This window comes from Paenarthrobacter nitroguajacolicus (assembly GCF_029952445.1).
Taxonomy (GTDB): domain Bacteria; phylum Actinomycetota; class Actinomycetes; order Actinomycetales; family Micrococcaceae; genus Arthrobacter; species Arthrobacter nitroguajacolicus_B.
The window spans coordinates 120,746-147,592 of record NZ_JAQPPK010000010.1; the positions used below are offsets into that span (position 1 = coordinate 120,746).

General features: G+C 62.2%; 25 protein-coding genes and 1 pseudogene. 20 read left to right on the top strand and 6 right to left on the bottom strand.

Annotation, left to right across the window (positions count from 1 at the left end; genetic code table 11):
* The first annotated feature begins 1,025 nt into the window (after positions 1-1,025).
* Positions 1,026-2,087, top strand: a complete 1,062-nt coding sequence (locus PJL15_RS09380) for a hypothetical protein (RefSeq protein WP_281450880.1) — start codon at positions 1,026-1,028, stop codon at positions 2,085-2,087.
* A gap of 358 nt (positions 2,088-2,445) precedes the next feature.
* Here PJL15_RS09380 and PJL15_RS09385 read toward each other — a convergent pair whose 3' ends face one another.
* Both PJL15_RS09385 and PJL15_RS22705 read right to left on the bottom strand, forming a co-directional pair.
* Positions 2,446-3,300 carry a hypothetical protein gene (locus PJL15_RS09385; protein WP_281450881.1) on the bottom strand — a complete coding sequence of 285 codons (855 nt, stop codon included), beginning with the start codon at positions 3,298-3,300 and terminating at the stop codon, positions 2,446-2,448.
* A 61-nt stretch (positions 3,301-3,361) separates the two neighbouring features.
* Complete coding sequence (locus tag PJL15_RS22705) at positions 3,362-3,859, bottom strand: DUF6932 family protein (protein WP_432443810.1); 498 nt, start codon at positions 3,857-3,859, stop codon at positions 3,362-3,364.
* Positions 3,860-5,119: 1,260 nt separating this feature from the next.
* Between PJL15_RS22705 and PJL15_RS09395 the strand changes: the two genes are divergently transcribed.
* The 11 genes and pseudogenes from PJL15_RS09395 (at position 5,120) to PJL15_RS09445 (ending at position 16,706) form a co-directional block, all read left to right on the top strand.
* Positions 5,120-5,923 (top strand): hydroxypyruvate isomerase family protein, encoded by an 804-nt coding sequence (locus tag PJL15_RS09395; RefSeq protein ID WP_281450883.1) that lies wholly within the window; start codon positions 5,120-5,122, stop codon positions 5,921-5,923.
* A 121-nt stretch (positions 5,924-6,044) separates the two neighbouring features.
* A pseudogene (locus PJL15_RS09400) lies at positions 6,045-6,929 on the top strand (2-hydroxy-3-oxopropionate reductase); the annotation flags it as partial.
* A 128-nt stretch (positions 6,930-7,057) separates the two neighbouring features.
* Entirely contained in the window at positions 7,058-8,833 is a 1,776-nt protein-coding gene (gene gcl / locus PJL15_RS09405) for a glyoxylate carboligase (RefSeq protein WP_281450884.1), read from the top strand.
* 37 nt (positions 8,834-8,870) lie between these two features.
* Positions 8,871-10,037: a glycerate kinase gene (locus PJL15_RS09410; protein WP_281450885.1), complete on the top strand. Its 1,167-nt coding sequence runs from the start codon at positions 8,871-8,873 to the stop codon at positions 10,035-10,037.
* Positions 10,030-11,379 carry an allantoinase AllB gene (allB, locus tag PJL15_RS09415; protein WP_281450886.1) on the top strand — a complete coding sequence of 450 codons (1,350 nt, stop codon included), beginning with the start codon at positions 10,030-10,032 and terminating at the stop codon, positions 11,377-11,379. The genes PJL15_RS09410 and allB overlap by 8 nt, the downstream gene beginning before the upstream one ends.
* A 10-nt stretch (positions 11,380-11,389) precedes the next feature.
* Positions 11,390-12,115, top strand: coding sequence for a winged helix-turn-helix domain-containing protein (locus PJL15_RS09420; protein ID WP_281450887.1), 726 nt, complete (start codon positions 11,390-11,392; stop codon positions 12,113-12,115).
* Positions 12,116-12,198: 83 nt separating this feature from the next.
* Entirely contained in the window at positions 12,199-12,666 is a 468-nt protein-coding gene (bcp, locus tag PJL15_RS09425) for a thioredoxin-dependent thiol peroxidase (protein WP_281450888.1), read from the top strand.
* 179 nt (positions 12,667-12,845) lie between these two features.
* Entirely contained in the window at positions 12,846-13,964 is a 1,119-nt protein-coding gene (locus tag PJL15_RS09430; protein WP_281450889.1) for a PP2C family protein-serine/threonine phosphatase, read from the top strand.
* A 19-nt stretch (positions 13,965-13,983) separates the two neighbouring features.
* The gene (locus tag PJL15_RS09435; RefSeq protein ID WP_281450890.1) at positions 13,984-15,972 is read left to right on the top strand and encodes a glycosyltransferase family 2 protein; all 1,989 of its coding nucleotides are present in this window, start codon (positions 13,984-13,986) and stop codon (positions 15,970-15,972) included.
* Entirely contained in the window at positions 15,962-16,294 is a 333-nt protein-coding gene (locus PJL15_RS09440) for an STAS domain-containing protein (protein WP_281450891.1), read from the top strand. Before PJL15_RS09435 ends, PJL15_RS09440 begins: the two co-directional genes overlap by 11 nt.
* Entirely contained in the window at positions 16,287-16,706 is a 420-nt protein-coding gene (locus PJL15_RS09445; protein ID WP_281450892.1) for an ATP-binding protein, read from the top strand. The genes PJL15_RS09440 and PJL15_RS09445 overlap by 8 nt, the downstream gene beginning before the upstream one ends.
* 226 nt (positions 16,707-16,932) lie before the next feature.
* Here PJL15_RS09445 and PJL15_RS09450 read toward each other — a convergent pair whose 3' ends face one another.
* Complete coding sequence (locus tag PJL15_RS09450) at positions 16,933-18,027, bottom strand: pyridoxal-phosphate-dependent aminotransferase family protein (protein WP_281450893.1); 1,095 nt, start codon at positions 18,025-18,027, stop codon at positions 16,933-16,935.
* 323 nt (positions 18,028-18,350) lie between these two features.
* Positions 18,351-18,542, bottom strand: coding sequence for a hypothetical protein (locus PJL15_RS09455; protein ID WP_281450894.1), 192 nt, complete (start codon positions 18,540-18,542; stop codon positions 18,351-18,353).
* A gap of 61 nt (positions 18,543-18,603) precedes the next feature.
* Here PJL15_RS09455 and PJL15_RS09460 point away from each other — a divergent pair, with 61 nt between their 5' ends.
* From PJL15_RS09460 to purM, 8 genes are all read left to right on the top strand, one after another.
* Complete coding sequence (locus PJL15_RS09460) at positions 18,604-18,924, top strand: hypothetical protein (protein WP_281450895.1); 321 nt, start codon at positions 18,604-18,606, stop codon at positions 18,922-18,924.
* 5 nt (positions 18,925-18,929) lie between these two features.
* Entirely contained in the window at positions 18,930-19,742 is an 813-nt protein-coding gene (locus tag PJL15_RS09465; RefSeq protein WP_281450896.1) for a hypothetical protein, read from the top strand.
* Positions 19,743-19,852: 110 nt separating this feature from the next.
* A complete protein-coding gene (locus tag PJL15_RS09470) occupies positions 19,853-20,683 on the top strand; it encodes a phosphatase PAP2 family protein (protein ID WP_281450897.1) in 831 nt (276 codons plus the stop codon).
* A 156-nt stretch (positions 20,684-20,839) separates the two neighbouring features.
* On the top strand, positions 20,840-21,349 hold the full coding sequence (gene uraD / locus PJL15_RS09475; protein ID WP_281450898.1) for a 2-oxo-4-hydroxy-4-carboxy-5-ureidoimidazoline decarboxylase: 510 nt from the start codon (positions 20,840-20,842) through the stop codon (positions 21,347-21,349).
* Positions 21,346-21,687 carry a hydroxyisourate hydrolase gene (uraH, locus tag PJL15_RS09480; RefSeq protein WP_017199951.1) on the top strand — a complete coding sequence of 114 codons (342 nt, stop codon included), beginning with the start codon at positions 21,346-21,348 and terminating at the stop codon, positions 21,685-21,687. Before uraD ends, uraH begins: the two co-directional genes overlap by 4 nt.
* Before the next feature lie 90 nt (positions 21,688-21,777).
* On the top strand, positions 21,778-22,110 hold the full coding sequence (locus PJL15_RS09485) for a hypothetical protein (protein WP_281450899.1): 333 nt from the start codon (positions 21,778-21,780) through the stop codon (positions 22,108-22,110).
* A 157-nt stretch (positions 22,111-22,267) separates the two neighbouring features.
* Positions 22,268-23,896 (top strand): amidophosphoribosyltransferase, encoded by a 1,629-nt coding sequence (gene purF, locus PJL15_RS09490; RefSeq protein WP_281450900.1) that lies wholly within the window; start codon positions 22,268-22,270, stop codon positions 23,894-23,896.
* A complete protein-coding gene (gene purM, locus PJL15_RS09495) occupies positions 23,893-25,050 on the top strand; it encodes a phosphoribosylformylglycinamidine cyclo-ligase (protein WP_281450901.1) in 1,158 nt (385 codons plus the stop codon). Before purF ends, purM begins: the two co-directional genes overlap by 4 nt.
* Before the next feature lie 75 nt (positions 25,051-25,125).
* Here the strand turns inward: purM and PJL15_RS09500 are convergent, their stop codons facing one another.
* Entirely contained in the window at positions 25,126-25,917 is a 792-nt protein-coding gene (locus PJL15_RS09500) for an amino acid ABC transporter ATP-binding protein (protein ID WP_281450902.1), read from the bottom strand.
* The gene (locus PJL15_RS09505) at positions 25,914-26,840 is read right to left on the bottom strand and encodes an amino acid ABC transporter permease (RefSeq protein ID WP_281450903.1); all 927 of its coding nucleotides are present in this window, start codon (positions 26,838-26,840) and stop codon (positions 25,914-25,916) included. Before PJL15_RS09505 ends, PJL15_RS09500 begins: the two co-directional genes overlap by 4 nt.
* Positions 26,841-26,847: the final 7 nt, after the last annotated feature.

A 26,847-nucleotide genomic window follows, 5' to 3' on the forward strand; every position in this document is an offset into this window, starting at 1 on the left:
TCCCCATATCCGTTCGAGAAGCCGCACACTGGAGGGGATCAGGATATGTGGTACTCCCATCAAATGACGCCTCCCTGCCGCCGTCAACGACGTCTCAAAAGGTTGGACTCCGGAGCCAAGGGCCCGCCAGGGCTAAGGCGCGGGTAACATTCCCGAATTCCCTCGTACCGGGGCCTCAAGTAGGTAGTAACTTATACGCGTGCATCCGAACATGTTAGTCGGTCCAACCTACAGTGGTTGGGTGCAGCGGGGCTTGTAAGGCCGGCGCTGGTTAGCATTTGCGTAACTTCATTGGTTGGAGGGATTCGCATTTCCCGTGATCCACTGGCACTTCATCGCGAGCTCTTCGGGCAAGGCCATCAGGATGAGGACGTTAGCTCCCTGGCACGTTTGGTCGCACACAGGCGTATCAGTGTGAACAGTGGGTAGGGCAAGGGAACAAGAAGCGGCGCAGGTCACACGCTTCCCGACGGCAATCGCGGACGCTCTAGGTGTGTTTCGCTCAGTCGAATCTGCTCGCGCACGCAACCGAGTTGCACTTAAAACACAACAAATTGTGTATCTGAAGCCTGTTGGGAATACCTTGGGGACGTGGCCTCATCAAATGCTTCCGTCGGAAGACAAACACCAGCTGGAATCTTGTTCGATCCAAGCGGAACAGTTCCGGCCTACTTGTCGAGAACTGACCATCGCCGCTTGGCATCTGGGGCAAGGAATAAATGGGCTGTACGTCCGCCGGAAGAATACGGCGTATTTGTCACATCGCATGTGGAGAGCTACCTATGCTCTAACGAGCACAACTGGGGATTAGGCGTGGGATTCGTGACTCTGGGGACCAACGGAGAGCGGGTAGCTAAATTTCCTAGAGCGGCAAATGCCAATGATGAGCGGCACGGCTACCCGGTATCGGCACGGGACCGAAAGAGAGAATTTGAACACAGGCCCCCACCGGAGCTCACCTCACGGTGGCGGGATCAGGGTCTCATTTCTAATCTCGATAAGGCCCGTATTGATAAGGGGAAAGTGTGATGCGGCACGTTTCCGCCTTCTTCAACGAGCCGAACGCCTTAGACGTCTTCGCCTATCGGGGATTCTTGTTCGTATTGACTTTCAACGGACGTATACTTCAATACGACGTCGCCGAGCTCGCCAGGCAGATGCAAAGCGAAGCGGAAGAGTCCGGGCTCGCCATAGCTTATGGGCTGTTCTCTAGCAAGGGCATCGGAGCGTGGCCAGAGATGAAAACAGCCTGGCAATCCTTCCACCTGTCGGAACAAAGACTGAAGATCACACCGATTCCGATGGCACGTTCGCGTTTCGTCATTGAAGCCTCAGCGCATCTCGATATGCGTGTATTTTACAACCAAATGTTCTTGGCAACCGATACGGGCACGATACGCATACCGCTTGGACCGCGAGGAACGCTCCCCGAAGACAGAGAGGATATCGAGCTGCTAGTTGACAAACCGACTGAATCCTTGAGCACAGGCCTTGGAGCGGTCGGGGCATCGCTGGGGGACGAGGGACTGGCGGTTTTCACAAATGTAGGCAGCAAAGGGAAAAGTTCTCTAATTCGTCTAGACATTCGCTCACTGAGGAGCAGTATAGGTTGGGGAAACACGGTGAATCACCCGACGCATGATTCCTACGAAGTCCTGCCAAGCGAAGTTGCTGAAAGCAAGTCGGGACGTAGAACGTTGGTCGGCGTCCGAGCCCCTGCCGAGGTCGCCACCGACAGCGAAACGCTTGACGAAGACTCATACGCGGTCTGGGAATCTGGCCGCCTTCTCGTCGGAAACATGTCAGGAGTAGATTCCCACGGACGCTTTACTGGACGTCGTCGATCACTTACCTACTCTTCCGACGGCAGCCCGTTGTTGTGGCTAGGCGCGACTGGCAATAGGTGCATCGTCACAGAAACGCCAACTCGGGTCGAAGTTATGCGCGGAGAGGAAAGTACCGTGCTGTTTGAGGGACCAACGGCGTCCATCAGGACATTTCCTTCGTCTCAGCGCTACAGGAGGCTCATTGCATCCACAGTTGAAGGCGGCTTCCTTCTAAGCGCCGCATTCCCGACCCCTGCCTAGCCACTAGCTGAGGCTCATTTCAAAGCGTATGTCCTGCCGTCTGCTGAGCTTACGCGGGAGAACTGAGTGCGGCTAGCAACTGACAGAACCGTTAGCGCCACGTCAGTATTGAACGAGGCGAAGATATAAACGCGAACCACCGATAGCAACACTAGCGCCGCCGAGGCAACAAGGGCCAAATGCACCTGAAGGAATCGGGAAGCACCCTTAAGCTCCTCCAGCGCTGTCGTTACAACGCCGTTCGTCGTTCGCTCATCCGACGATCTTGACACAAACCAGGTCCTATCGACGTGCCCGCCACTATCCTCAAGCAATAGAGCTCCGCATTCGTGTTGCGGAGCCCTATTGTCATCACAAGCTAATTGGTCATCGGCTCGTTCTTGATGGAAACCAGAACATAACTCGTGCGAAGTCGGCGATTCGTTCCTGCCGCGCTCAAATGAGTCGCCAGGAAGTTGGCGACAACCTTATTGCCAGGAACGGAAACCAGCTGTGCCACCTCCTGCTGAAGGTTCGGGGGAACAGACGCCGAGAAGGGTTTTTGTCTCTCCGCGAGGAAGCGCATCGTCCCTGTCGACCAGGTCCATCCGTCGCATTCACCTATTAGAGTCACCGGCACGACGTCGGAGTCGGTCTCAGTTGCAGCCCTGAATAGCCGCTGAGCGCCAGCCTCACTGAGTGAAAGCTCCACGGTGGGTCGTCCTCGGGCTTCCAGCCTGCCATCGAATTTCCAATGGGAGTCGACAATGGTTTTTGCTATGTGACGGACGGCGGTTCGAGCGGGAACCGGTAGCGATTGGGCGGCCGCATCCAAGCTCTCAGCTGCACTTTCAGCCTGTACAAGAAGGTTTGCCATCGCCCGGAGGGCTTGTGCATCGAAGGAGGCAACTTCAGTTCCACGGAGGTCGGCCTGCAGAGCTTTCATGGGAGGCACCTCGAAGTGCAGACGCACCGAACCAGGGGACGGAGCTACCGACACTAAGTTGTGAGACCAACGCGAGCGCCCAGACATGCCTTTGGCTATCTGTTTGACGGCTTCGGACACCTGAACCATGAAGTAGCCAAGTGAAGCCGTGTCCGTTGCGTGCCCCTTAACACCTGCACCCCTCAAATGAAGGTCAAGGCTTTCCTGGATTGGCTTCTTGAGGTCTAGCAGGGCCGCTTCGAGATCGTCACGCTGCGCAGCCAGAGCCTCTAGGGACCGCCGTGCCATTCTGCTCGCAAAATCCTCGCCTTGGGCGGACTCCCAGCTAGCGCGGAATGATTCTAGAGTGTCAGCCATCTGCCAATCTCACCTCCAGGTAACCCTTCGATTCTCCTACACTTCGAACACCGTTGACATAGACCGCCGACCACGATTCGTGCCATACGACCGACTGGTCGATGTCGCCTCGAATCGCGTAGAAGCCGTCAACCAGTCCGCCCATCGGCTGAATCCGGCTTCCGTCTGACCGCACATCCGTAAGGAGGGTCTCAAACGTGACTTGCTGGTCCGATGTCCACGAGTTCATGTCGTTCTTGCCTATCAACGCCGCCACATCTACATCCTTAGGCGGCTCATTCTTATATGTGGCGAAGCCGCCGTTGATCCAGAGTATTGCGCTAGGGCATAGTCCCCGTAGCAGCTCTACCCAAGTGCTGAACGCAGTGAAAACCATCCTGCGATGCTCCGAACAAGGCGCTTCCTCAACGAAAAACTGTTCAATCTCCGGCAGCGTAGTACGGTGCCGACCGGGAACTAGACGCCCTTTGGCGTCCAACGAGTAACTCATCTATGGCACGACCCTGTCACGTGCATACGACATTTACCTTCGACCCCCAAGATACCCGCCCAATCAAAACCTAATCACTGAAATCTAAGCCATCGACGGCTTGAATCTCTAAAACGGGTCAAAACCGTTATCAGCAAGTTTTACGAACCGACTGGTCTGCGCCTCGGGCCATATAGCTCCCAACCCATGGCACCGCAGCAGGTCAAGCAGATCCGAATGGGGCTCGGCCGGCAAAAGGAGTGCGAAGTGCTTGACCTCCAGCGGGGTGTAGCGCTTATAGTCCACTATCTGCACCCAGTCCCTTGTGGACGTGGCTACGGGTCGACTTCGCCTTTGCTTCGTATTGTTTCATCAAAGAGGTCCCTGTACAGCGGGGCGTCGACTCAGGAGGCTTGACCTTCCAGCGCGATAGCTTGCGGCCCCTAGAGCCGAGAAGCTCCCAGAAAATTGCTCACCACGGCGCGTCCCGCTTCTCCGCTGGTCAAAACCGGACTGGGTGCCCGGCCGCCGCTACGCTGTCGTAAGTCAACTCGCCCACTAACTTGACCGAGATCTGCCCGATGAGGCTCTAGGGGGGCTTCCCCCTGCTTGGTGCAACAGAGCAGATTGCCCCTGCTTTGTTCTGCAGCTGAGCCGAGCATTGACCCTTCAGCCGGCCATCTCAAGTACTGGATACCCTCTACAGAATCCCGCAAGCCTGCACCTGGTCACGGAAGACAGAGAGGCGGACTTGGCGCGCGCCCACGGCTCCTAGAATGCGGAGCGCTGAATAAATCCCAAATGCAATCGTGCCCACCGTATCGTGCCAACCTTGTGACGGGAGCCGGAGCTCATGGATTCCCATGCTCGGCGGGTGCCGCCGCTGGGGCGCCCTCCACTGCATCATGGCCGCACGAAACGCGCACATGATGCTTTTTGCAACCAGTCCTTGAAGTTCAAGCGTTCATCGTGCTCACCTTCAGGAGTCCGTAAACGACAACCAAGAAGGTCGTCCCGGCGCTGGAGAATAAGGACCTTGACCCGCCCGCAGGCCTTAGGTCTTTCGCCCGGCCGTTTTGAACCGACTGTCACTTTTCGAGGGTGCTTTGGTATCCCAAACCCCCACCTCCCACCGCACCCCTTGACTCACACCCCCACCTTCCCTAAACTTTTCATAAAGCAGAATCTAAATTCCATAAAGCGGAAACTGAGGCCAAACACCAAGGCAGCAGCCAAGCATCCCGGAAGATAGATCAAAGCCCCTCCTCGGAAGGACCTACGATGACGTACACAGTGAACTGCTCCATCCTCCTGACGGAGCTGCCCTTGCTCGAGCGCCCCGCCGCCGCGAAGGCAGCCGGTTTTGACGCCGTCGAGTTCTGGTGGCCCTTCGCCACTTCGGTTCCCACCGACAAGGAAACAACAGAGTTTGAAACCGCCATCAAGGACGCAGGCGTTCAGCTCACGGGCCTGAACTTCAACGCCGGCAACATGCCCGGCGGCGACCGCGGCCTGGTTTCCTGGAAGGGACGTTGCTCCGAGTTCAAGGACAACATCGACGTCGTAGCCGGCATCGGTGAGCGCCTCGGCTGCAAGGCCTTCAACGCCCTCTACGGCAACCGCCAGGACGAGTTCTCCCCTGAAGAACAGGACGAACTCGCCGTCAAGAACCTCGCCGCAGCAGCTGCCGGCGTCGCACGTATTGGCGGAACTGTTCTCCTCGAGCCGGTGAGCGGCGCACCCAAGTACCCGCTCCTCACGGCCGAAGACGCACTCAAGGTCATCGCCCGCGTCAAGGCAGAATCCGGCGCACAGAACATCAAGCTCCTCGCCGACTTCTACCACCTGGCAGTCAACGGCGACGACGTCGAATCCGTCATCGAGAACCACGCCAAGGACTTCGGCCACATCCAGATCGCCGACAACCCCGGCCGCGGCGCCCCCGGAACCGGCACACTCCCCCTCGGCGAATGGATCGCCCGCAGCCGCGAACTCGGCTACGACGGCTACATCGGCCTCGAGTACAAGGAACCGCAGGAAACGGCCTTCAGCTGGGCCATCCGCCAGCGCGCCAACGCCAACTAAGCACCGCAGCCCCATCTAGGTAACAGCAAACGCTCCACTGAGCACTCAGTACGACACTTACTGTCACCTAGTTGGGTAAGCACACCCGGGTTAAAACACACACAGACTTTCAAGAAAGAGAACCACAATGAGCAACGTTGCAGTCATCGGACTCGGAATCATGGGCCTCCCCATGGCCATCAACCTCGTCAAGGCCGGCCACACGGTCACCGGTTTTAACCGCAGCCAGGACAAGATCGACAAGCTCGTCTCCGAGGGCGGCCAGGGTGCCACCAGCATCGCGGACGCAGTCAAGGACGCCGACGTCGTCATCACCATGGTCCCGGACTCCCCCGATGTTGAAGGTGTTGTAAGCGGCAAGGATGGCGTCTTCGCCAACGCGAAGAAGGGCACCATCTGGATCGACGCTTCCAGCATCCGCCCGGACGTCGCCAAGCGCCTCTCCGACGAAGCCTCCGCAGCAGGCATCCGCCCGCTCGACGCTCCCGTATCCGGCGGTGAGCAGGGCGCCATCGACGCCGTCCTGTCCATCATGGTCGGCGGCGAGGCAGCAGACTTCGAGGCAGCACAGGATGTCCTGAACGCAGTGGGCAAGACTATCGTCCACGTCGGCCCGTCCGGCTCCGGCCAGACCGTCAAGGCTGCAAACCAGCTGATCGTGGCCGTCAACATCCAGGTCCTCGGCGAGGCCATCGCCTTCCTCGAGGCCTACGGCGTTGACACCGACGCAGCATTGAAGGTCCTCGGCGGCGGCTTGGCCGGCTCCAAGGTCCTGGACCAGAAGGGTCAGAAGATGCTCGACCGCAACTTCGACCCCGGCTTCCGCCTGGCCCTCCACCACAAGGACCTCGGCATCGTCACCTCCGCAGCCCGCGAAGCCAACGTCGCCGTCCCGCTCGGCGCCGTCGTCGCACAGCTCGTCGCCGCAACCGTCAACCAGGGCGACGGCGGCCTCGACCACTCGGGCCTCTTCAAGCAGGTCCTCCAGCTCAGCGGCCGGAAGTAAGCACCGCGCCAAGGCGCGAACAAGCAGCACGGGATACCCGCCGTCGTACATAAACGACGGCGGCTCCCTCACCACACCCTTTTTCCGCCCCCAACGCGGGGCGAACCCAAGATTTCAAGGAGTACACCATGGCTAAGATGCGCACCGTTGACGCGGCAGTCGCCATCCTGGAAAAGGAAGGCGCCACCGAGGCGTTCGGCCTGCCAGGCGCAGCAATCAACCCCTTCTACTCGGCAATGCGTGCCCACGGCGGCATCCGCCACACGCTGGCCCGCCACGTTGAAGGCGCCAGCCACATGGCCGACGGTTACAGCCGCGCAGCTGATGGCAACATCGGCATCTGCATCGGCACCTCGGGCCCCGCTGGCACGGACATGATCACCGGCCTCTACGCAGCGCAGGCGGACTCGATCCCCATGCTCTGCATCACTGGCCAGGCACCCGTTGCCAAGCTGCACAAGGAAGACTTCCAGGCCGTGGACATCGAGTCCATCGCCAAGCCCTTGACCAAGTTCGCCATGACCATCCTGGAGCCGGGCCAGGTTCCGGGCGCTTTCCAGAAGGCTTTCCAGCTGATGCGCTCGGGCCGTCCGGGCCCGGTTCTGCTGGACCTGCCCATCGACGTTCAGATGGCCGAGATCGAGTTCGACATCGACGCCTACGAGCCCCTGCCCATCGAGAAGCCCAAGGCTTCCCGCAAGCAGCTGGAAAAGGCCCTGGACCTGCTGACCGCGGCCAAGCACCCGCTGATCGTCGCCGGCGGCGGCATCATCAACGCAGGCGCTTCGGCCCAACTGGTTGAGCTGGCCGAGATCCTGAACGTTCCCGTTATCCCCACACTGATGGGCTGGGGCGCCATCCCGGACGACCACCAGCTGATGGCCGGCATGGTTGGCCTGCAGACCTCGCACCGCTACGGCAACGAGACGTTCCTGCAGAGCGACTTCGTGATCGGCATCGGCAACCGTTGGGCCAACCGCCACACCGGCGGCCTGGACACCTACACGGCAGGCCGTAAGTTCGTGCACATCGACATCGAGCCGACCCAGATCGGTCGCGTTTTCTCCCCGGACTTGGGCATCGCGTCCGACGCCGGTGCGGCGCTGGACGGTCTGTTGGAGCTGGCCCGCGAGCGCCAGGCTGCAAAGACCCTGCCGGACTACTCGGGCTGGGTTGCCGAGTGCCAGGAGCGCAAGGGCTCCCTGCACCGCAAGACCAACTTCGACAACGTGCCCATCAAGCCGCAGCGTGTGTACCAGGAGATGAACAAGGCTTTCGGCCGCGACACCACCTACGTGTCCACCATTGGCCTGTCGCAGATCGCCGGCGCACAGATGCTGCACGTGTTCGGTGCCCGCAAGTGGATCAACGCAGGCCAGGCCGGCCCGCTGGGTTGGACCGCTCCCGCTGCACTGGGCGTTGTTCGGGGCACCCCGGACGCTACCGTTGTTGCCTTGTCCGGTGACTACGATTTCCAGTTCATGATCGAGGAACTGGCCGTGGGCGCACAGTTCAACCTGCCATACATCCACGTTGTGGTGAACAACAGCTACCTGGGCCTGATCCGTCAGAGCCAGCGCGGTTTCAACATGGAGCAGAACGTTTCCCTGGCTTTCGAGAACATCAACTCCCCGGAGACCAATGGCTACGGCGTTGACCACATCAAGGTTGCCGAAGGACTGGGCTGCAAGGCCATCCGCGTTGAGGACCCCAACGATCTGCCTGCCGCTTTCGACAAGGCCAAGGCACTCATGGGCGAGTTCAAGGTTCCCGTGGTTGTTGAAGTGATCCTGGAAAAGATCACCAACATCTCCATGGGCGTTGAGATCAACGGTGTGAACGAGTTCGAAGAGCTGGCAGAGACCGCGGCGGACGCACCTACCGCGATCCTGACCAAAGCGTAAGCGTCTTTCGGCACCACAACAGTAAGGAGGCACCGGAATGCGTGTTGTCATCGCCCCGGACAAATTCAAGGGCTCGCTGTCCGCGCCCGACGTTGCCAAACACCTGGCAACAGGCCTGCAGGCCGGGTTCGGTAAAGGCATAGAAGCAACACGCATTCCGGTGGCCGACGGCGGCGAAGGAACCATCGACGCCGCCATCGGCTCCGGCTTCACCCGCCGGACCACCACCGTCACCGGCCCGCTCGGCGAGCCAGTGAAAGCCGACTTCGCAGTGCGGGACCAGGAAGCTGTCATCGAAATGGCGGCGGCTTCCGGTCTCGCCCTCCTGCCGGACGGCCCCACGAGCGAAACCGCAAAAACCGCAACCAGCATCGGAACCGGCGAACTCATCCGTGCCGCTCTGGACCTCGGCTGCCGCAAGATCATCCTGGGTGTGGGCGGCAGCGCCAACACCGACGCCGGCGCAGGAGTCCTGCAGGGCCTCGGCGCCGTGTTCCTGGACAAGGACGGCAACGATCTCCATGGCGGAGGTGCCGCTCTCGCGACCCTGGACAGCATCGACTTCTCCAACTTCGATGTGCGGATTGAGGCAACAGAGTTCGTGTTGGCGTCCGACGTCGACAATCCCCTTCTGGGGGCCAGCGGAGCCCCAGCCATCTTCGGTCCGCAGAAGGGCGCAACGCCGGACGACGTCGCCTCGCTCGATAAAGCGCTGCAACACTTCGTCGACGTCCTCGCCGCAGCTACCGGGCAACACGCCAAGTACGCCGCCAAGGCAGAGGGCGCTGGAGCAGCAGGCGGCGTTGGCTACATTGCCATCGCGGCACTGAAGGCAGAGCGGCGGCCGGGCATCGACGTCGTGCTTGAATTCACTGACTTGGAACAGAGGCTGAAGGGCGCCGACCTGGTGATCACCGGAGAAGGCAGCCTGGACGAACAAAGCCTGCTCGGCAAGACACCCATGGGTGTCTCGCGGGCGGCACAAAGGGCCGGGGTTCCCGTGATCGCCGTATGCGGCCGGAGTACCCTGAGCCGGGAACAACTCACGGATGCCGGCTTCCACACGGTCCACGCCCTGACCGACCTGGAAAAAGATGTCCAAAAATGTATCGCTGAAGCAGGTCCGTTGCTTGAACAATTAGGTAAGCACATAGGCGTGTACCTGGCGGAACGGACCGAAAATAAGGAGTACCTCAATGTCTGAAGCAATCGGCGCCTATGACCTCGTTATCCGGGGCCAGCGCATCCTGACCACCGCCGGCCTCGCAGCACGCGAAGTTGGCATCCGCGACGGCGTCATCGTCGCCATCGAACCCCTGGGCAACGGCCTGACGGGCAACGAGGTCATCGAACTCGCAGACGACGAAACCCTCATCCCCGGCCTCGTGGACACCCACGTCCACGTCAACGAGCCCGGCCGGACCGAGTGGGAGGGCTTCGCCTCCGCTACCCGTGCCGCTGCTGCCGGTGGAGTGACCACCATCATCGACATGCCGCTGAACAGCATCCCGCCCACCACCAGCGTGGACGGCCTGGAGCAGAAGCGCGTAGTCGCCAAGGACCAGGCGTTCGTGGACGTCGGATTCTGGGGCGGTGCCATCCCGGGCAACAAGAAGGACCTCCGCCCGCTGCACGACGAAGGTGTTTTCGGGTTCAAGTGCTTCCTCCTGCACTCGGGCGTGGACGAGTTCCCGCACCTGGACGCGGATGAGATGGAAGAGGACATGGCTGAGCTCAAGTCCTTCGACTCCCTCATGATCGTGCACGCCGAGGACTCCCACGCGATCGACCGCGCGCCGCACCCCGGCGGCGACCACTACGAAACCTTCCTGGCCTCCCGCCCCCGCGGCGCCGAGAACAAGGCAATCGCCGAGGTCATCGAACGTGCCCGCTGGACCGGTGCCCGCGCCCACATCCTGCACCTCTCCTCCTCCGACGCGCTGCCCATGATCGCCTCTGCAAAGCGCGACGGCGTCCGCCTCACGGTTGAGACGTGCCCGCACTACCTGACGCTCATGGCCGAAGAAATCCCCGACGGCGCCACGGCCTACAAGTGCTGCCCGCCCATTCGTGAGGCCTCCAACCGCGAGCTCCTCTGGAAGGGCCTGCAGGAAGGCACCATCGACTGCATCGTCTCGGACCACTCCCCCTCCACACTGGATCTGAAGGACCTGGAAAACGGCGACTTTGCAGTGGCCTGGGGCGGCGTCTCCTCGCTGCAGCTGGGCCTGTCCCTGATCTGGACCGAAGCCCGCCACCGTGGCATCCCGCTGGAACAGGTCGTCTCGTGGATGGCCGAGAAGCCCGCAGCCCTGGCCCGCCTGCACAACAAGGGCCAGCTTGCCTTGGGCTACGACGCCGACTTCTCCATCTTCGCCCCGGACGAAGCCTTCGTTGTGGACGTCACCAAGCTCAAGCACAAGAACCCGATCACGCCGTACGACGGCCGTCCGCTGGCCGGCGTCGTCCGCAAGACCTACCTGCGCGGCACCCCGATCGACGGCCAGAACCCCGGCGGCAAGCTGCTCCGCCGCGGCAACGTTTAGGCCAACCGTCATGGCAGTCAATGCCTACGGGCCACCGCCGTCGCGCGGGTCGTCCGCGCGACGGCCTGGTTTGACCGCCCACGGCCTGGCCCTCTGGGTCAACCCGGCCGAGGGCGACGAGATCGATCCCGCAGTCTGGGAGCGGGCAGCACGCCTTGTGCTGGCCCGCGCCATGAAACTTGCCCCGGAGGCGGAAGTCCGCATCTGGCCCGCCACCGGGGCACAGCACTCCGGCGTCGGCGACACTTCCTGGGGCGGCACTCCGCAGGAAGCCGCCGACGCCGGTACCAACGGCACACTCTCCCTCGCCGATGCCCTCGCGGACGCCCGGGCAGAGGCCCGTTCCGACGGCGACGACCGTACTGAAGCGGGCGGCAGCAGCGACGTCGAGCCCGTAACGTTGGCGAGCCGCCGAAGCCAACTTGCAGTGGACCTTGCCGCTGAAGTAGTCCTGCTTGATGGTGAGCCGGTTTCCTTTACTGGCATGGAATACAAGCTGCTGCGCTACCTCGTGGTGAACTGCTCACGGGCCATCAGCCGTGAAGAATTGCAACGTTTTTTGGAGTCATTTGACCTCCCCGGCGCGGCTTTTCGCTCGATCGACGTTTATGTTGGAAGGGTGCGGCGGAAGCTCGGCTCCGCGCGCCACACCGTCGCCACCGTCCGTGGTGGCGGCTACCAGTTCGTGCCAGGCCCATATGCCACAGTGCGCGGACCTGCGGAATACAGCATCTAGATTCGCTGTTCAGTCCATTAGACAATCCGCTTTTTTGTTTGAAATGACCGCCGGTGCACACCGGTTGAATGTAAAGGATCGCCATGACCCAGAAACTCATCGTCGGAACGCAAGCACCTGACTTCGCGCTGCTCGACGCCGACGGCACCAAGGTCTCGCTGTCCGATTACCGCGGACGCAACGTCATTGTGTACTTCTACCCCAAGGCAGCCACCCCCGGCTGCACCACCGAGGCCTGCGACTTCCGCGACAACCTCGCCAGCCTGCAGGGCAAGGGCTACGACGTCATCGGGATCTCCCCGGACGGTCCCGAGGACCTCGCAAAGTTCACTGGTGAATTCGCGCTGACCTTTCCGTTGCTCTCCGACGAGGACCACAAAGTGGCCCTCGCCTACGGCGCCTGGGGCGAAAAGCTGGTTGACGGCGAAATCGTGGAAGGCCTGGTCCGCTCCACGGTGGTCCTCGACGGCGACGCCACCGTGAAGCTCACCCAGTACCAGGTTGCTGCGCAGGGCCACGTCCAGGCGCTGAAGGAAGAGCTGGGCGTCTAACCCTCGCTCACATCCCACCCCCTTGAGCGGATCGCTCGCTCACATCCCACCCCCTTGAGCCGATCGCTCGCTCACAAAACTGCACAAAACTTGTAACGCCCGCTCACCAAAATTGAGCGGGCGTTACGTTTGTCTTTACTAAACGTGACAAATACCCAGCCGCATTAGTTAATGGAGCCATGGTCTCAACCTCGCCCCTTCGCCATGCTGTCGTCGTCGAAGATGACGCCGACATCCGCGGCCTCCTCGTACTGGTCCTCGAGCAGCTCGACTTCGTGGTGACCGAGGCTCCCGACGGACTGTCCGGCGTCGAGGCCGTCCGCAGGACCAACGCCGAACTGGTGACCCTGGACATCAACCTCCCGGACATCGACGGCATGGAAGTCTGCCGACGCCTGCGCGAATTTTCGGACGCTTACGTCCTGATGCTCACCGCCAGGGCTGACGAGATCGACCGCCTCAACGGCCTGGACACCGGCGCGGACGACTACATCAACAAGCCCTTCAGCCCCAAGGAACTCCAAGCCCGCATCCGCGCGCTGTTCCGCCGGGCCCGCACGCCGGCCGCGCCCGCCGAAGACCAGCGCCAGACCGATGAGCTCGAGCGGGCGGCAGTTGTACAGCAAAGCCTCCTCCCCCGCGAAACAGTCCGGTTGGAGGGATACGACGTCGCTGGCGCCTTCCGTCCCACGCGCAGCGTTGGTGGGGACTTCTACGACTGGTACCAGACCCGCGACGGCATGCACCTGACGTTCGCCGACGCCATGGGCAAAGGAATGGGCGCCGCGCTGATAGCTGCCACCGTCCGTGCAGTGATGCGTTCCGTAGCCGACACTCCGGCCATCGATGACGCCTTCGGCTCCGCCAGCCTCACCATTGCCTCGGACCTGGATCAATCCGGTTCCTTCGCCACCATGTTCCATGCACGGCTGGACAGCGCTTCCGGGAAGCTCAGCTACATCGACGCCGGCCATGGACTTGCGCTGCACATCCCGGCCGAGGGTCCAGCGAAGCGGCTCGTCTCGGCTGGTCCGCCCGTGGGCATCCTGGATGGCCAGCACTGGCCCGCCTCCGAACTGGACCTCGCGCCGGGCGATTCCCTGGTGATCGTCAGCGACGGCGTGCTGGACGCCCACGACTCACTGGAGGACTTCGTGCGGAACGTCGAGAAAGCCGCGCGCAACGGCTCCACCTCGGACGATGTCTGCGCCGCCCTCCTCGAGTTGGCACCAGCGGCAACAGCCGAAGACGACGTGACCGCCGTCGTCGTTCGCCGTAAACCTGACGCAACGCACTAGAGCCACAAAAGGGGGGATTGTGACACGTTTCTGGACTCGGTTGATCGTTGTCCTGACAGTAATTTTGGGCGTCAACTATGTGGCGTGGCGGTGGATGGCCTCGCTGAACTGGGATGCGTGGTGGATCGCGGTGCCGCTGGTGCTCGCGGAGACGTACAGCCTGATCGACGTGATGCTGTTCGGCCTGACGGTCTGGAACATCAAGTTCCGCAAACCGCCGCCCCCTGCCCCGGACACCGCCACCGTGGACGTCTTCATCACCACCTACAACGAACCGCTGGATCTGGTGATGACCACAGCCCTGGCCGCCAAGAACATCACCTGGCCGCACAGCACCTGGATTCTCGACGACGGCGACCGCCCCGAGATGCGCCAACTCGCCGAGTCGAACGGGATTGGCTATGTGACGCGCGGCGCGGACTGGACACCGGACATGCCGCGGCACGCCAAGGCCGGAAACCTGAACAACGCGCTGATGGTCACCTCGGGCGAGTACCTGTTGATTCTCGACGCCGACCAGATCCCCGAGCCGGACATCCTGGACAAGACGCTGGGCTACTTCAACGACGACCTCGTAGCCCTGGTCCAGACTCCGCAGTACTTCATCAACGTTCCCGCCGACGATCCCCTGGGCAGCCAGGCACCACTGTTCTACGGCCCCATCCAGCAGGGCAAGGACGGATGGAACGCCGCGTTCTTCTGCGGATCCAACGCGATCCTGCGCAGGGAGGCCCTCATGCAGCTGGGCCTGGTGGGCTACGTCAAGGCCACGGAAAAGAGCATCAAGCGGGCACTGGCGGCCTCCAAGCAAGCCATCAAAAAGGCACGCCGCTCCCCCGAAGCCGAGAACCCGTTGGTCGAGCAAATGCTGAACGACGTCGAAGCCGCCACCGAATCGGCCCAGAAGGAGCTCCAGGACGGCGCCTCCCTGAGCGAGATCACGTACCGCGTTCGGCGCAAAGTGGACGACGCCGTGCGAACGCTCGTGGCCGCAGACTTCTCCGCGCTCCAATCCGACCTCGAAGAGATCGCCGCGATGGAACTGGCCCACGTCGGAGAGTCGGGCGTCACCACTGTGGCGAGTGACGCCGTCGACCGTATGTCCGGGCGCGACTGGTCGCCCCTTGGCGCGCTGGAGTCCGTCCACGCCGTACTGGACGCGATCTCCGTGGAACGCACCGACGAAGCCCAGCCGATCATGCCTCTGGCCACCATCTCCGTCACCGAGGACATGGCCACCGCGATGCGCCTGCACGGCCTGGGCTGGAAGAGCGTGTACCACCACGAAATCCTTGCCAACGGCCTGGCGCCCGAGGACATCAAAACCATGCTGACGCAGCGCCTTCGCTGGGCGCAGGGCACCATGCAGGTCCTCCTCCGCGAGAACCCGCTGGTCCAGCGCCGCCTCAAATGGGGCCAGCGGCTCATGTACTTCTCAACCATGTGGACCTACTTGAGCGGCTTCGCGGCCGTGATCTATTTCGCGGCTCCCATCATCTACCTGACGCTCGGCATCCTCCCGGTCAACAGCATCAGTTTCGACTTCTTCATCCGCTTCATCCCGTTCATGGTGGTGAACCAGCTGCTGTTCCTGGTGGCCGGCCACGGCATCCCCACCTGGCGCGGACAGCAGTACAGCCTCGCGCTGTTCCCCACCTGGATCAAAGCCTGCACGACGGCGGCACGCAACGTTTGGTTCGGCCGTCCCCTCGGGTTCGCGGTCACCCCCAAGGCCCGCCAGAGCGGTGGGCCGAGTTGGAGCCTGATCCGTCCACAGATCATCGTGGCTGTCCTGCTGGCTGTGGCCTTGATCGTTGGCCTGATCCGGTTGCTCGCCGGAATGTCCGAACCTCTGGGAACACTGGTCAACGTAGCCTGGGTGGCGTTCGACCTCGTGGTCCTGAGCGTGCTGGTCAAAGCAGTTTTGTACAAGGGTTTTGTGCCTGAAAGTGGGCCGGAAGACGTTGGGCCCGAACGCCCCGAGGAAAGGAACGCAGATGCAGTTTAGCTACGAGGTGAAAGACTCCTACGCGGAGGTGAAGAGCGTGGGCCGGTTGAACATGGTGGCCGCACCCAAGCTCCGCGAAGTAGTGGCCGAAGTTGTTGCCGCCGGCTCCAGCCGCGTGGTGGTCAACCTGGCCGAGACGGACTTCATGGATTCTTCCGGACTAGGTGCACTTATCGGCTGCCTCAAAGCTGCACGGCAAGCCGGTGGCGATCTTCGGATTGCCGCGGTCCAGCCCCAGGTCAAAATGGTCCTGGAACTGACCAACATGGACCGGGTGCTCACCGCATACGCCACAGCCGAAGACGCGTTCGGCGATGACTGACGTAGTCGCCCGCAGGGGATACCACGGGCCCTCCACCGACGAAGCCATCGACGCCATCCACAACGAGCTCGACTCCCTGTGGGACGACGCCTCCTTTGTGCCCGACATGGACCGGATGACGTTCGCCACGGCCGTCATTGAAGCAGCGGCGAACATCGTGCAGCACGCGCTCCCAGTGGCGGAAAAGCCCGTGGAGATCGACGTCGACATCAGCGTGCGCCCCGCCCGGCTGGTGGCACGAGTCAGCGCGCACAACGCCCGCGAACCGTTCGCCGACGACATGCAGGCATCGATGCCGGACTCCGAGGCGGAATCCGGACGTGGGTTGGCGCTGATCGAGGCCTTGGTGACCACGGTGACGTTCGAACGCCAGGACGGCACGAACACCTGGATCCTGACCCGCGAAACCTGACGGTGAAGGAGGGTCCGGCGGAAAGGGCGGTTACGTGAGAGAGCGTCCGGGGGTACACACGCTCTCTCACCAAACCGCCCCTTCCCACCATCGCTCTCCCACCAAACCGCCCCTTCCCACCAGCCCTCTCTCACCAAACCGCCCCTTCCCACCATCGCTCTCTCACCAAACCGCCCCTTCCCACCAGCCCTCTCTCACCAAACCGCCCCTTCCCACCATCGCTCTCTCAGGCCTTTGCGAGGGCTTCTTTCAGCGCACCCAGCACTAGGGTTACCGAGGCACTGTTGGCGTTCGGGCCCATCATGCCGATCCGCCACACGGTGTCCGCGAACTCCCCGACGCCCGAGCCGATCTCCATACTGAAGTTCTCCAAAAGGTAAGCGCGGACGGCGGCCGAGTTGACGCCGTCGGGCACTTTGACGGTGGTGAGGCTCGGCAGCCGTGAGCCTTCGGCGGCGAACAGCTCCAGCCCCATCTCCTGCAGCCCGTCCTGCAGGGCTGCGCCAGCGGCGCGGTGGCGGGCTTGCACGTTCCCAAGGCCTTCGGCGAGGATCCGGTCCAGGGCCGCTTCGAGCCCGGCGATCATGGTGACGGGCGCTGTGTGGTGATAGGTCCGGGCGCCGCTGGCCGCGCCGACGTACCCGCCGAGCAGCCCGATGTCGAGGTACCAGGACCGCGGATCCTTGACGCGGCGCTCAAAAGCGCGGTCGGACACCGTGAAGGGCGACAGTCCCGGAGGCACGCCCAGGCATTTCTGGGTTCCGGCATATCCGACGTCGATCCCCCAGTCGTCTGCCAGAAGCTCAAGTCCACCGATGGATGTAACAGCGTCGGTAATGAGCAGAGCATCTCCCTTGCCCGCGCCAAGAGCGGCGATGTCGGAGAGCACGCCCACCGACGTCTCGGCATGGACGGCCGCGATCACTTTCGGATTCGGGTGCGCGGCCAGCACTCGCTCGGCATCCACGGGCTGGCCCCATTCGTGATCCACGCGGACCACCGTAGCCCCGCAGCGCCGCGCGACCTCACACATGCGCGCCCCAAAAAGTCCGTTGACAGCGATAACTGCAACGTCGCCGTCGGACACTGTGTTCACGAAAGCCGCCTCCATGCCGCCTGAACCGGTGGCGCTCAACGGAAGGGTCCGCGCGTTGGAAGTACCCCAAACGGTCCGGAGCCCCTCGCAGGTGTGGTCGAGCCGCTCGATGAACACAGGATCCAGATGCCCCAGCACGGGGTAGGCCAACGCGGCCATGGCTTCGGGATAGCAATTGCTCGGGCCCGGACCGAACAGGAACCTGGACGTCAGAATGTCTGGCATGGCGAACTCCTTCAGCTGGTTGAGGTCATTCTGCCCCAGCGGGGTGGACAGTGCGAACTACGGAAGCCAATTTCACCGCGACATAATCTGCAGAAAAAGAAGGGTTTTCGCAGGCAGATGGCATCATGGCCTTAGTTTGGGGAATACCACAATGTGGGCGGGAACCAAGGGGTGTGGAAAGTCAGTGCCATGGTGCCTGCTTGAAGAAAAGGGGATCTTTTGAAACAACATAATGTGGGCCTCAAAGCCGTCCTGATTATCGCTGCGGCCTTGGCCACTTCGTCCTGTGCTGCCCCGTCCGCTCCGGCGCCGACGGAGACCAATCAGTCGAGTACAAATACACCAAGTCCCAGCGCGACCAGCTCCTCCGCATCCGCGTCTGCCAGCTCAAGCGCATCGCCCTCAAAGAGCCCGTCATCGACGCGGCCGACTGCAACGAGCGAATCAACTGCTGCGGGCGCTTCCTCAGGGGCGCTGGCCACCGAAAAAGCAGGCTCGTCCCTGTCGTTGTCCAACTTCTTTGAGCCTGAAAGCAGCTGGACGGAAAACCGATACGACGTGGCGGATAAATCCGGAGTGAGCGGTATCGCCACCACAATAAGCAGCTACGGAAACCCGGAGACGCTGGAACTGCGACTGGCAAATAACTTCACCACGTTCTCTTTCAACGTGGGCCAGGCCAATGATTCCAAGTCATCGGACAAGATTCTTGTGGTGCGGGTGGTAGGCAACGGCAAACAACTTGATGTCCGCAAGGTTCCTTTCAATACGATCCAGGAAATTTCTGTCCCAGCCAAGGGTGTAAATGCCCTCAAGATCGAATTCACCCTGGACGAGACTCCCTCGAGTGACTCGAAGTCCATTCTGGCTGTAGTCTCCGACGTCATTGTCGACTGACGCCGATGAACATCCCTGCCCCACCTGAGCGTCCTCCCAACAAGGACACGAAAGGCGAATCCCGCCTGAATTTGGGGACGCTCGCCGCTATTGCGACTATTGCAGCTCTCGTTGTGGCCGTTGCGACCTTCGTGCTGCAATTCTTCGGACCGTCGTGGGGAATTGGGGCCAACATCTCGCCGCAAAGCTCCGCTCAAACGAGCATTGCGGCGGAAACCCGAGGCCATCCGGCTCCCGCACCCAGCGCTAACCCTCCGGCTTCTTCACCCGGCGCAGTCCAAGGATCCTGCCTGGACGGATCATGGGCGCCGGCGTCCTGCGACAGGGCCCACTCTGCCGAGCTGGTTTCAACCAACGGCACGTGTGATCTCCAGGCCTTGACAGAGTTCGCGGGAGGCAAGACGCCCGCAGATACCTTGCGCCATGATCTTGTGCCCACAGCGCTTGATGGGGTGGGCTGCGTGGTGACTGTCCCTTCGGGGCTGACTGCCACAATCCAGAACGGTCTCTCGAGTCAGGAGCACGCGGCGCTCAGGCAGTGCTGGGACCGGTTTGCGGACCGCGATGTCAGCTGCGATCAGACTCATACAGCCGAAGTGGTTTACACGGGCTCCGGGACGGAGGCAGGAAACTGCCGGTCCCAAGCGGATGCGTATACCGCAGACGCCTTCAGCCGCTATGAGACACGACTGGAACTGCTCTCACGGGACTCGGACGGCGCCGTCAGCTGCCTCGTGCAGATCAAGGGCAGCAACGACTTGAAAGGCTCGTTGCGGAACCTTGGGACCAAAGCCCTGCCTGCTTCTCCCCGCAGCTGAGTAGCTTCACCTTCCCACTGCGGTTAAACCGGCCCCGCCCACAGAAACCCCCAATCGCAAAATGCTAAGGTTACTCACCAATACCGAAGCCGCCACGATAGGGGACAAAAGTGACGACTGAAGGAAACCAGCCCGCCAAACAGGGCGTAAAGGGTGAGGTACAACAGGACCGCTTCGTCGCCGGGCAGGACCTGACACGATGGAAGTCCCCCTTCGGCCGCACCTTGGCCCGGGGCGCCGAACGGGTCACCAAGTTCCTCGGCCCCTACGCAGCGCTCATCATCACCCTCCTGGTGGGCCTCGGCGTCACCCTGACGTTGGCGTGGGCTTTCGGCGAGGTGTACGAGTCCGTGACCGAAGCCAACGGCGTGGCAGGGCTGGACCACCCCGTCCTTGATGCAGCCAAGTCCGTGCGTTCGCCTCAGATGGACCTCGCCGTTACTGCTTATACGGACATTGGCGGAACAATAGGGATGCCCATCATTGCCTTGGCCATCATGGTGGGGTTGGCCTTGAAACGACGCTCCTGGACTCCGGTCATCCTCATACTGACCGCCGGACTTGGCTCACTCCTCATGACAATCGCCGGCAAGCGACTCTTCGGCCGCGCCCGCCCGGACCTGCTGGACGCCATCCCGCCCTACGAACACTCGCCGTCGTTCCCCAGCGGGCATTCCCTTAACTCGATCGTGATCGCCGGGATTGTGGCGTACCTGATCATCCTGCGGCTCAACACCCGGAAAGCACGGGTGCTGACCGTCGTTGTGGCCTCGGTGTTTGCACTGACCATGGGCCTGAGCCGCGTTTACCTGGGGCACCACTGGCTGACGGATGTGCTGGCCGCGTGGGCCCTTGGCATCGCTTGGCTGGCATTGGTGATCACGGCGCATCGGCTCTACCTGACAGTGCGCACACGACGCCATCACGAGGTAGTCTCTTGACACCAGCCGGGCCACTCGGCTTAACTGAATTACGTATGCTGAAATAACAGTTCCATGATGCGGAAACAAGAAAGCACAAGCTTCCTCCCCCCGAAACGGGAGTTCCGCATAGCCCACACCATGGATGCCAGCATTTTGCACGAGGATGACACAAGCATGGAGCTTGCAGTATTCAACAGTGTTGACCGGGACGAGGCCATCAGGACCCTGACCCCTTGCCTGGATATCCGCCGCTGGGTGGAGACGATCGTGGACGCACGCCCCTACGCCGGCGTCGATGAACTCCTGGCTCAGGCTGAACGCGCCGCCGAGCCGTTCACCGCCGACGAGGTGGAATCAGCAATGGCGCACCACCCCCGGATCGGCGAACGCCCCAAGGCCCAAACCACCGAGGCGGCCATGTCTCGTTCGGAGCAGGCAGGCGTGGACCCCGGCGACAACGAAACAACCACCGCACTCGCCGAAGGCAACCGCGCCTACGAGGAGAAGTTCGGAAGGGTCTTCCTGATCCGCGCCGCAGGCCGCAGCGCCCAGGAAATGCTCTCTACCCTCCAGGAACGCCTCAGCCACACCCCCGAAGAAGAAGACACAATCGTGGCTGGCCAGCTCCGCGAGATCGCATTGTTGCGCCTCTCGGGACTGATCAGCGAAGGAGTCAACGCATGAGCGTTTCACAAGTAACCACACACATCCTGGACACCGGTTCCGGTCGCCCGGCGGCGGGTGTCGCCGTCGTGCTTTACGTCCGCGAAGGCGACGACTGGACCCTGGTGGCCAAGGGCGAAACGGATGCCGATGGCCGCATCAAGACCCTCGGACCGGAGCGGATCCCCGGCGGCGCATACCGCCTGAACTTCGCCACGGGCGCGTATTACGAAGGCCTGGGCACGGAGACGTTCTTCCCGGAAGTGGACCTGAACTTCACAGTTTCCGACGCCGGCGAGCACTACCACGTACCGCTCCTGCTGAGCCCGTTCGCGTTCTCGACGTACCGCGGCAGCTAACACCACCGGGTTTTTGTACAGATAGTGCCCCTAAGGAGTCTTCTTAGGGGCATTATCTGTACACAAACCCGGAACGGTACGCTTGAAGACATGGCTTCAGAGGACACCACCCCCAACACCGCCCGACGCGAAATCACTGTTCGCCGGGCACCCAAGTTCGTTCCCTTCATGATTCTGGGCGCGGTGGTGGGCGCAATCGTGGCCGCGATCATCGCCTACGGCCGCCCGGCCGACCCCGCCTTCGATGCCAGCACAGTCTTCGGCTTCTTCCTGATCGTCTGCGCCGGCGGCGGCGTCATCCTGTTCTCCGTCCTGGCCCTGATCCTGGACCGCGTGAGCGTCAAGCGCTCCGAGCGCGCAGTGGTGGAAGCCGTTCCGGATTCGGTTCCGGATGAGGGACCAGAGAACGACGACGTCCGCTAAGTCAGGCGACCGGCCCGCCTCTTTGAGGGGTGCCAAATGTGAGACACACCGCATTTTGGGCCCAACACCCCTGTTCTGAGCATGTTCTGGCCCCGTTCGCGGGGTCATATAGGCAGCGGGGGAACGTACCACGGCCACAACATGAGACAATCGACCAGTGGCACGTGGCGACGGAAAACTTTCTCATGATCTTCTCCCCGGCGAAAAAGGCCCCCAGGACGCTTGTGGCGTCTTCGGGGTTTGGGCTCCCGGTGAAGAAGTAGCAAAACTCACCTATTACGGGCTGTATGCGCTGCAGCACCGCGGACAAGAATCGGCTGGTATTGCTACCAGTGACGGCAAGCGCATCAACGTCTATAAGGACATGGGCCTTGTGTCCCAGGTCTTCGATGAGACGACCCTGAACACCCTGACCGGGCACCTGGCCGTTGGCCACTGCCGGTACTCCACCACCGGTGCAAGCCACTGGGCCAACGCGCAGCCGACACTGGGTGCGACAGCAACCGGCACGGTCGCCCTGGCCCACAACGGCAACCTGACCAACACCGCTGAGCTCCGGGAAATGATCCTCGAGCGCAACGACGGCCAGCTGACCGGTGAAATGAAGCAGGGCAACACCTCCGACACCGCCTTGGTGACCGCGCTCCTTGAGGGCGAAGAGGGCAAGACCCTGGAGCAGACTGCGTTGGAGCTGCTGCCCAAGATCAAGGGCGGCTTCTGCTTCGTCTTCATGGATGAGGGAACCCTCTACGCAGCCCGCGATACCTACGGCATTCGTCCGCTGTGCCTTGGCCGCCTGGAACGCGGCTGGGTTGTCGCTTCCGAGCAGGCCGGCCTGGCCACCGTGGGCGCAAGCTTCATCCGTGAGATCGAGCCCGGCGAGTTCATCGCCATCGACGAGGACGGCGTCCGTTCCCAGCGCTTCGCTGAGGCAACTCCTGCCGGCTGTGTCTTCGAATACGTTTACCTGGCCCGCCCGGATGCTGCCATCGCCGGCCGCTCCGTCTACGAGGCCCGTGTTGAGATGGGCCGCCAGTTGGCCCGCGAAAACACCCATGAGGCCGACCTCGTGATCCCCGTGCCCGAGTCCGGTACTCCCGCCGCTGTTGGCTATGCCGAACAGTCGGGGATCCCGTTCGCGCACGGCTTCGTCAAGAACGCCTACGTGGGCCGCACCTTCATCCAGCCCTCGCAGACCCTGCGCCAGCTTGGTATCCGCCTGAAGCTCAATGCTTTGGAATCGGTGATCCGTGGCAAGCGCATTGTGGTGGTGGATGACTCGATCGTCCGCGGCAACACCCAGCGCGCCATCGTCAGGATGCTGCGTGAGGCGGGCGCTGCCGCTGTGCACGTCAAGATTTCTTCCCCTCCGGTCCAGTGGCCTTGCTTCTACGGCATCGACTTCGCCTCCCGCGCAGAGCTGATTGCCAACGGCGCCACCATTGAGGAGATTTCGCAGGCCATCGGCGCCGACTCGCTGGCCTACATCTCCGAAGACGGCATGATCGGGGCCACCCAGCAGCCGCGCGAACGCCTCTGCACGGCCTGCTTCACGGGCAAGTACCCGATTGAGCTGCCGCACGCGGACAAGCTGGGCAAGAACCTGCTGGAACGCACCGACCTTGGCGGCCTGGAACCGGCCGATGCCGACTCCGTGGACGATTCCGAGGATCCGGCCGAGAAGCCGGGTGCTACCGGCTGCGACCCGGGACCGGACGCCGAATTCGAGAACCTCCTTACCGACGCTGATCGTTTGACCGACGCCGACAAGAAAGAGTCTGTATGACCTCCGCAACCCCAGCCGCTGGAAACCCCGGGAACACTTCCGGCATCACTTACGCTTCTGCAGGTGTCGACGTCGAAGCCGGCGACCGCGCAGTCGAATTGATGAAGGGTGCCGTCAAGGCGACCCACAACTCGTCGGTGATTGGCGGCGTCGGCGGTTTCGCTGGCCTGTACGACGTTTCCAAGCTCCTCACCTACAAGAAGCCGCTCCTGGCAACGTCCACCGACGGCGTGGGCACCAAGGTGGCCATCGCGCAGGCCATGGACATCCACGACACCATCGGTTTCGACCTTGTGGGCATGGTGGTGGACGACATCGTCGTGGTGGGCGCTGAGCCGCTGTACATGACCGACTACATCGCGTGCGGCAAGGTTGTCCCGGAGCGCATCGCCGACATCGTCCGCGGTATCGCCGCTGCCTGCTCCGTTGCCGGTACCGCCCTTGTTGGCGGCGAAACGGCTGAGCACCCCGGCCTCCTGGGCGAGCACGAGTACGACGTCGCAGGTGCTGCGACGGGCGTTGTCGAGGCTGACGCACTCCTCGGCCCGGACCGCGTCCGTGCCGGCGACGTCGTGATCGGCATGGCCTCCTCCGGCCTGCACTCCAACGGCTACTCGCTGGTCCGCCGCGTCATCAACCACGCCGGCTGGGCATTGGACCGTCAGGTTTCCGAACTCGGCCGCACCCTGGGCGAGGAGCTCCTGGAGCCGACCCGCGTCTACGCAGCCGACTGCCTGGACCTGGCCCGCACCTTCCCGGTTTCGGCCGGTGCAGCGGTCCACGGCTTCAGCCACGTCACCGGTGGTGGCCTGGCCGCCAACCTGGCACGCGTCCTCCCGCAGGGCCTCGTGGCGACGGTTGACCGCAACACCTGGGAACTCCCGGCCATCTTCAAGCTCGTCTCCGAGCTCGGCAATGTTCCGCTGGCTGACCTCGAGCGCACGCTGAACCTCGGCGTTGGCATGGTTGCGATCGTTTCCCCCGAAGCAGCAGACGCAGCAGTGGCCCGCCTCAACGACCGCGGACTGCCGTCCTGGGTCATGGGTACTGTTTCGGCGGACTCTGACTCGATCGACAAGACCGGCCCGGACTACGTCCAGGGTGCCAAGGGCGTCGACGGCGGTGCCGTCCGTTTGGTGAATGCCTACGCCTAGGCGATCCAAGCCATAGCAACAAGAGCGGCCGGGCAGTTTCAACTGCCCGGCCGCTCTTGTTTTGCTAAGCTTCCGTCACAGCACCGCTGACAGGAACGCGCGTGTCCGCTCATGCTGCGGGTGGTTGATGACTGTTTCGGCCGCACCTTCTTCGATGATGCGGCCATCGTGCATGAACACCACCCTGTCCGCGACGTCCCGTGCAAACCCCATCTCGTGGGTCACAACGATCATGGTCATCCCGGATTTGGCCAGGTCCTTCATTACCCGCAGGACCTCCCCCACAAGCTCCGGATCCAGCGCCGACGTCGGCTCGTCGAACAGCATCAGCTTGGGTTGCATGCACAACGCCCTGGCGATCGCCACCCGCTGCTGCTGCCCACCGGAAAGGTGTCGCGGATAGGCGTGCGCCTTTTGCTCCAACCCCACCTGTTCGAGCAAGCCAAGCGCCCGACGCCGGACCTCGTCCTTACGCTGTTTCAGCACCCTGAGCGGGGCCTCCATAAGGTTCTCCAAAACGGTCATATGGGGGAACAGGTTGAAGTGCTGGAAGACCATACCAATGTCGGTGCGGTCTGCGCAGATCTCGTTATGGGACTGTTCGTGGAGCTTGTCGCCCTTGATCCGGTATCCCACCACCCTGTCCTCAACCCAGAGCAGGCCGCCGTCGATCTTCTCCAGATGGTTCACGCACCGAAGAAAGGTGCTCTTTCCGGAACCGGAGGCCCCGATCAGGCAGACCACTTCACCGCTGCTGACTTCGAGGTCGATTCCTTTGAGGACCTGGTGGGGGCCGAAGCTCTTCCGAACATCCTGGGCCCGAACCAGCGGCACTTGGCCGGTTGCGTTGATGGATTCGATGGTCATGATGCGTTGCCCTTTCCTGTGGCCAGCGGCGAGTGGACCCTGAAGAATTTCCGGAGGCGCTCCACGGGAGTCGGCGGCACTGTGCGGGAGGTGCCTCGGGAGAACCGGCGTTCCAAATATCCCTGGCCGATGCTGAACACAGTGGTGATGATGATGTACCAAATGCTCGCTACCAGGAGCAGTGGAACCACCTGCAGATTCTTGGAGTAGATGATCTGCGCGGAATAGAGGAGTTCAGGAACGGCAAGCACGCTGACCAGCGAGGTGGTCTTGAGCATGCCGATGAATTCGTTCCCGGTGGGCGGGATAATAACGCGCATTGCCTGGGGCAGTACAACCCGCGTGAGGGTCTGGATGCGGGACATGCCCAGGGCTCCTGCGGCTTCGCTCTGCCCTTGCTCAATCGACTGAATGCCGGCACGCACGATTTCCGACATGTACGCGGCCTCGTTCAGGCCCAGTCCCAGGATTGCCGCGGCCAAAGGCGTGATGAGTTGGTTGGCATCGAGGCTGACCCCTGGGATGCCGAACGTTATTTCCGGATACAGCGCGGACAGGTTGAACCAGAACAGTAGCTGAACCAGCACAGGAGTGCCGCGGAAGATGGTGACGTAGGCGCTTGCGGACGCCTTGACCACTGGATTGGCGGACAACTGCATGACCGCCAGGACCACGCCCAGCCCCACACCCAAAGCCATGCACACCACCGTCAGGAAAAGCGTGATGCCTATGCCATTGACTATCGCGACGTCGCGAAAATACAGGGACACTTTGTCCCAGCCGAAGCGCGGATTGGTCAGCGCCGAGATCACCAGCAGAATCACGACGGCGGCTACTGCCGTCCCAGCCACCCAACGCCATGGGTGCCGCGCAGGCACCACGGTGAAACGACCGTGCCCCGTTGCTGTAGCCGTAGGATTCATCAGTCCA

Excerpts from the sequence above, each read along its gene's own strand:
- PJL15_RS09385 (WP_281450881.1), bottom strand. The coding sequence starts at position 3,300 with ATGGCACGGCGGTCCCTAGAGGCTCTGGCTGCGCAGCGTGACGATCTC.
- PJL15_RS09505 (WP_281450903.1), bottom strand. The coding sequence starts at position 26,840 with ATGAATCCTACGGCTACAGCAACGGGGCACGGTCGTTTCACCGTGGTG.
- PJL15_RS09410 (WP_281450885.1), top strand. The coding sequence starts at position 8,871 with ATGCGTGTTGTCATCGCCCCGGACAAATTCAAGGGCTCGCTGTCCGCG.
- PJL15_RS09430 (WP_281450889.1), top strand. The coding sequence starts at position 12,846 with ATGGTCTCAACCTCGCCCCTTCGCCATGCTGTCGTCGTCGAAGATGAC.
- PJL15_RS09450 (WP_281450893.1), bottom strand. The coding sequence starts at position 18,027 with ATGCCAGACATTCTGACGTCCAGGTTCCTGTTCGGTCCGGGCCCGAGC.
- PJL15_RS09440 (WP_281450891.1), top strand. The coding sequence starts at position 15,962 with ATGCAGTTTAGCTACGAGGTGAAAGACTCCTACGCGGAGGTGAAGAGC.
- uraH (WP_017199951.1), top strand. The coding sequence starts at position 21,346 with ATGAGCGTTTCACAAGTAACCACACACATCCTGGACACCGGTTCCGGT.
- bcp (WP_281450888.1), top strand. The coding sequence starts at position 12,199 with ATGACCCAGAAACTCATCGTCGGAACGCAAGCACCTGACTTCGCGCTG.
- PJL15_RS09485 (WP_281450899.1), top strand. The coding sequence starts at position 21,778 with ATGGCTTCAGAGGACACCACCCCCAACACCGCCCGACGCGAAATCACT.
- gcl (WP_281450884.1), top strand. The coding sequence starts at position 7,058 with ATGGCTAAGATGCGCACCGTTGACGCGGCAGTCGCCATCCTGGAAAAG.
- allB (WP_281450886.1), top strand. The coding sequence starts at position 10,030 with ATGTCTGAAGCAATCGGCGCCTATGACCTCGTTATCCGGGGCCAGCGC.
- purM (WP_281450901.1), top strand. The coding sequence starts at position 23,893 with ATGACCTCCGCAACCCCAGCCGCTGGAAACCCCGGGAACACTTCCGGC.
- PJL15_RS09420 (WP_281450887.1), top strand. The coding sequence starts at position 11,390 with ATGGCAGTCAATGCCTACGGGCCACCGCCGTCGCGCGGGTCGTCCGCG.
- PJL15_RS09500 (WP_281450902.1), bottom strand. The coding sequence starts at position 25,917 with ATGACCATCGAATCCATCAACGCAACCGGCCAAGTGCCGCTGGTTCGG.
- uraD (WP_281450898.1), top strand. The coding sequence starts at position 20,840 with ATGGAGCTTGCAGTATTCAACAGTGTTGACCGGGACGAGGCCATCAGG.
- PJL15_RS09465 (WP_281450896.1), top strand. The coding sequence starts at position 18,930 with ATGAACATCCCTGCCCCACCTGAGCGTCCTCCCAACAAGGACACGAAA.
- PJL15_RS22705 (WP_432443810.1), bottom strand. The coding sequence starts at position 3,859 with ATGAGTTACTCGTTGGACGCCAAAGGGCGTCTAGTTCCCGGTCGGCAC.
- PJL15_RS09445 (WP_281450892.1), top strand. The coding sequence starts at position 16,287 with ATGACTGACGTAGTCGCCCGCAGGGGATACCACGGGCCCTCCACCGAC.
- PJL15_RS09395 (WP_281450883.1), top strand. The coding sequence starts at position 5,120 with ATGACGTACACAGTGAACTGCTCCATCCTCCTGACGGAGCTGCCCTTG.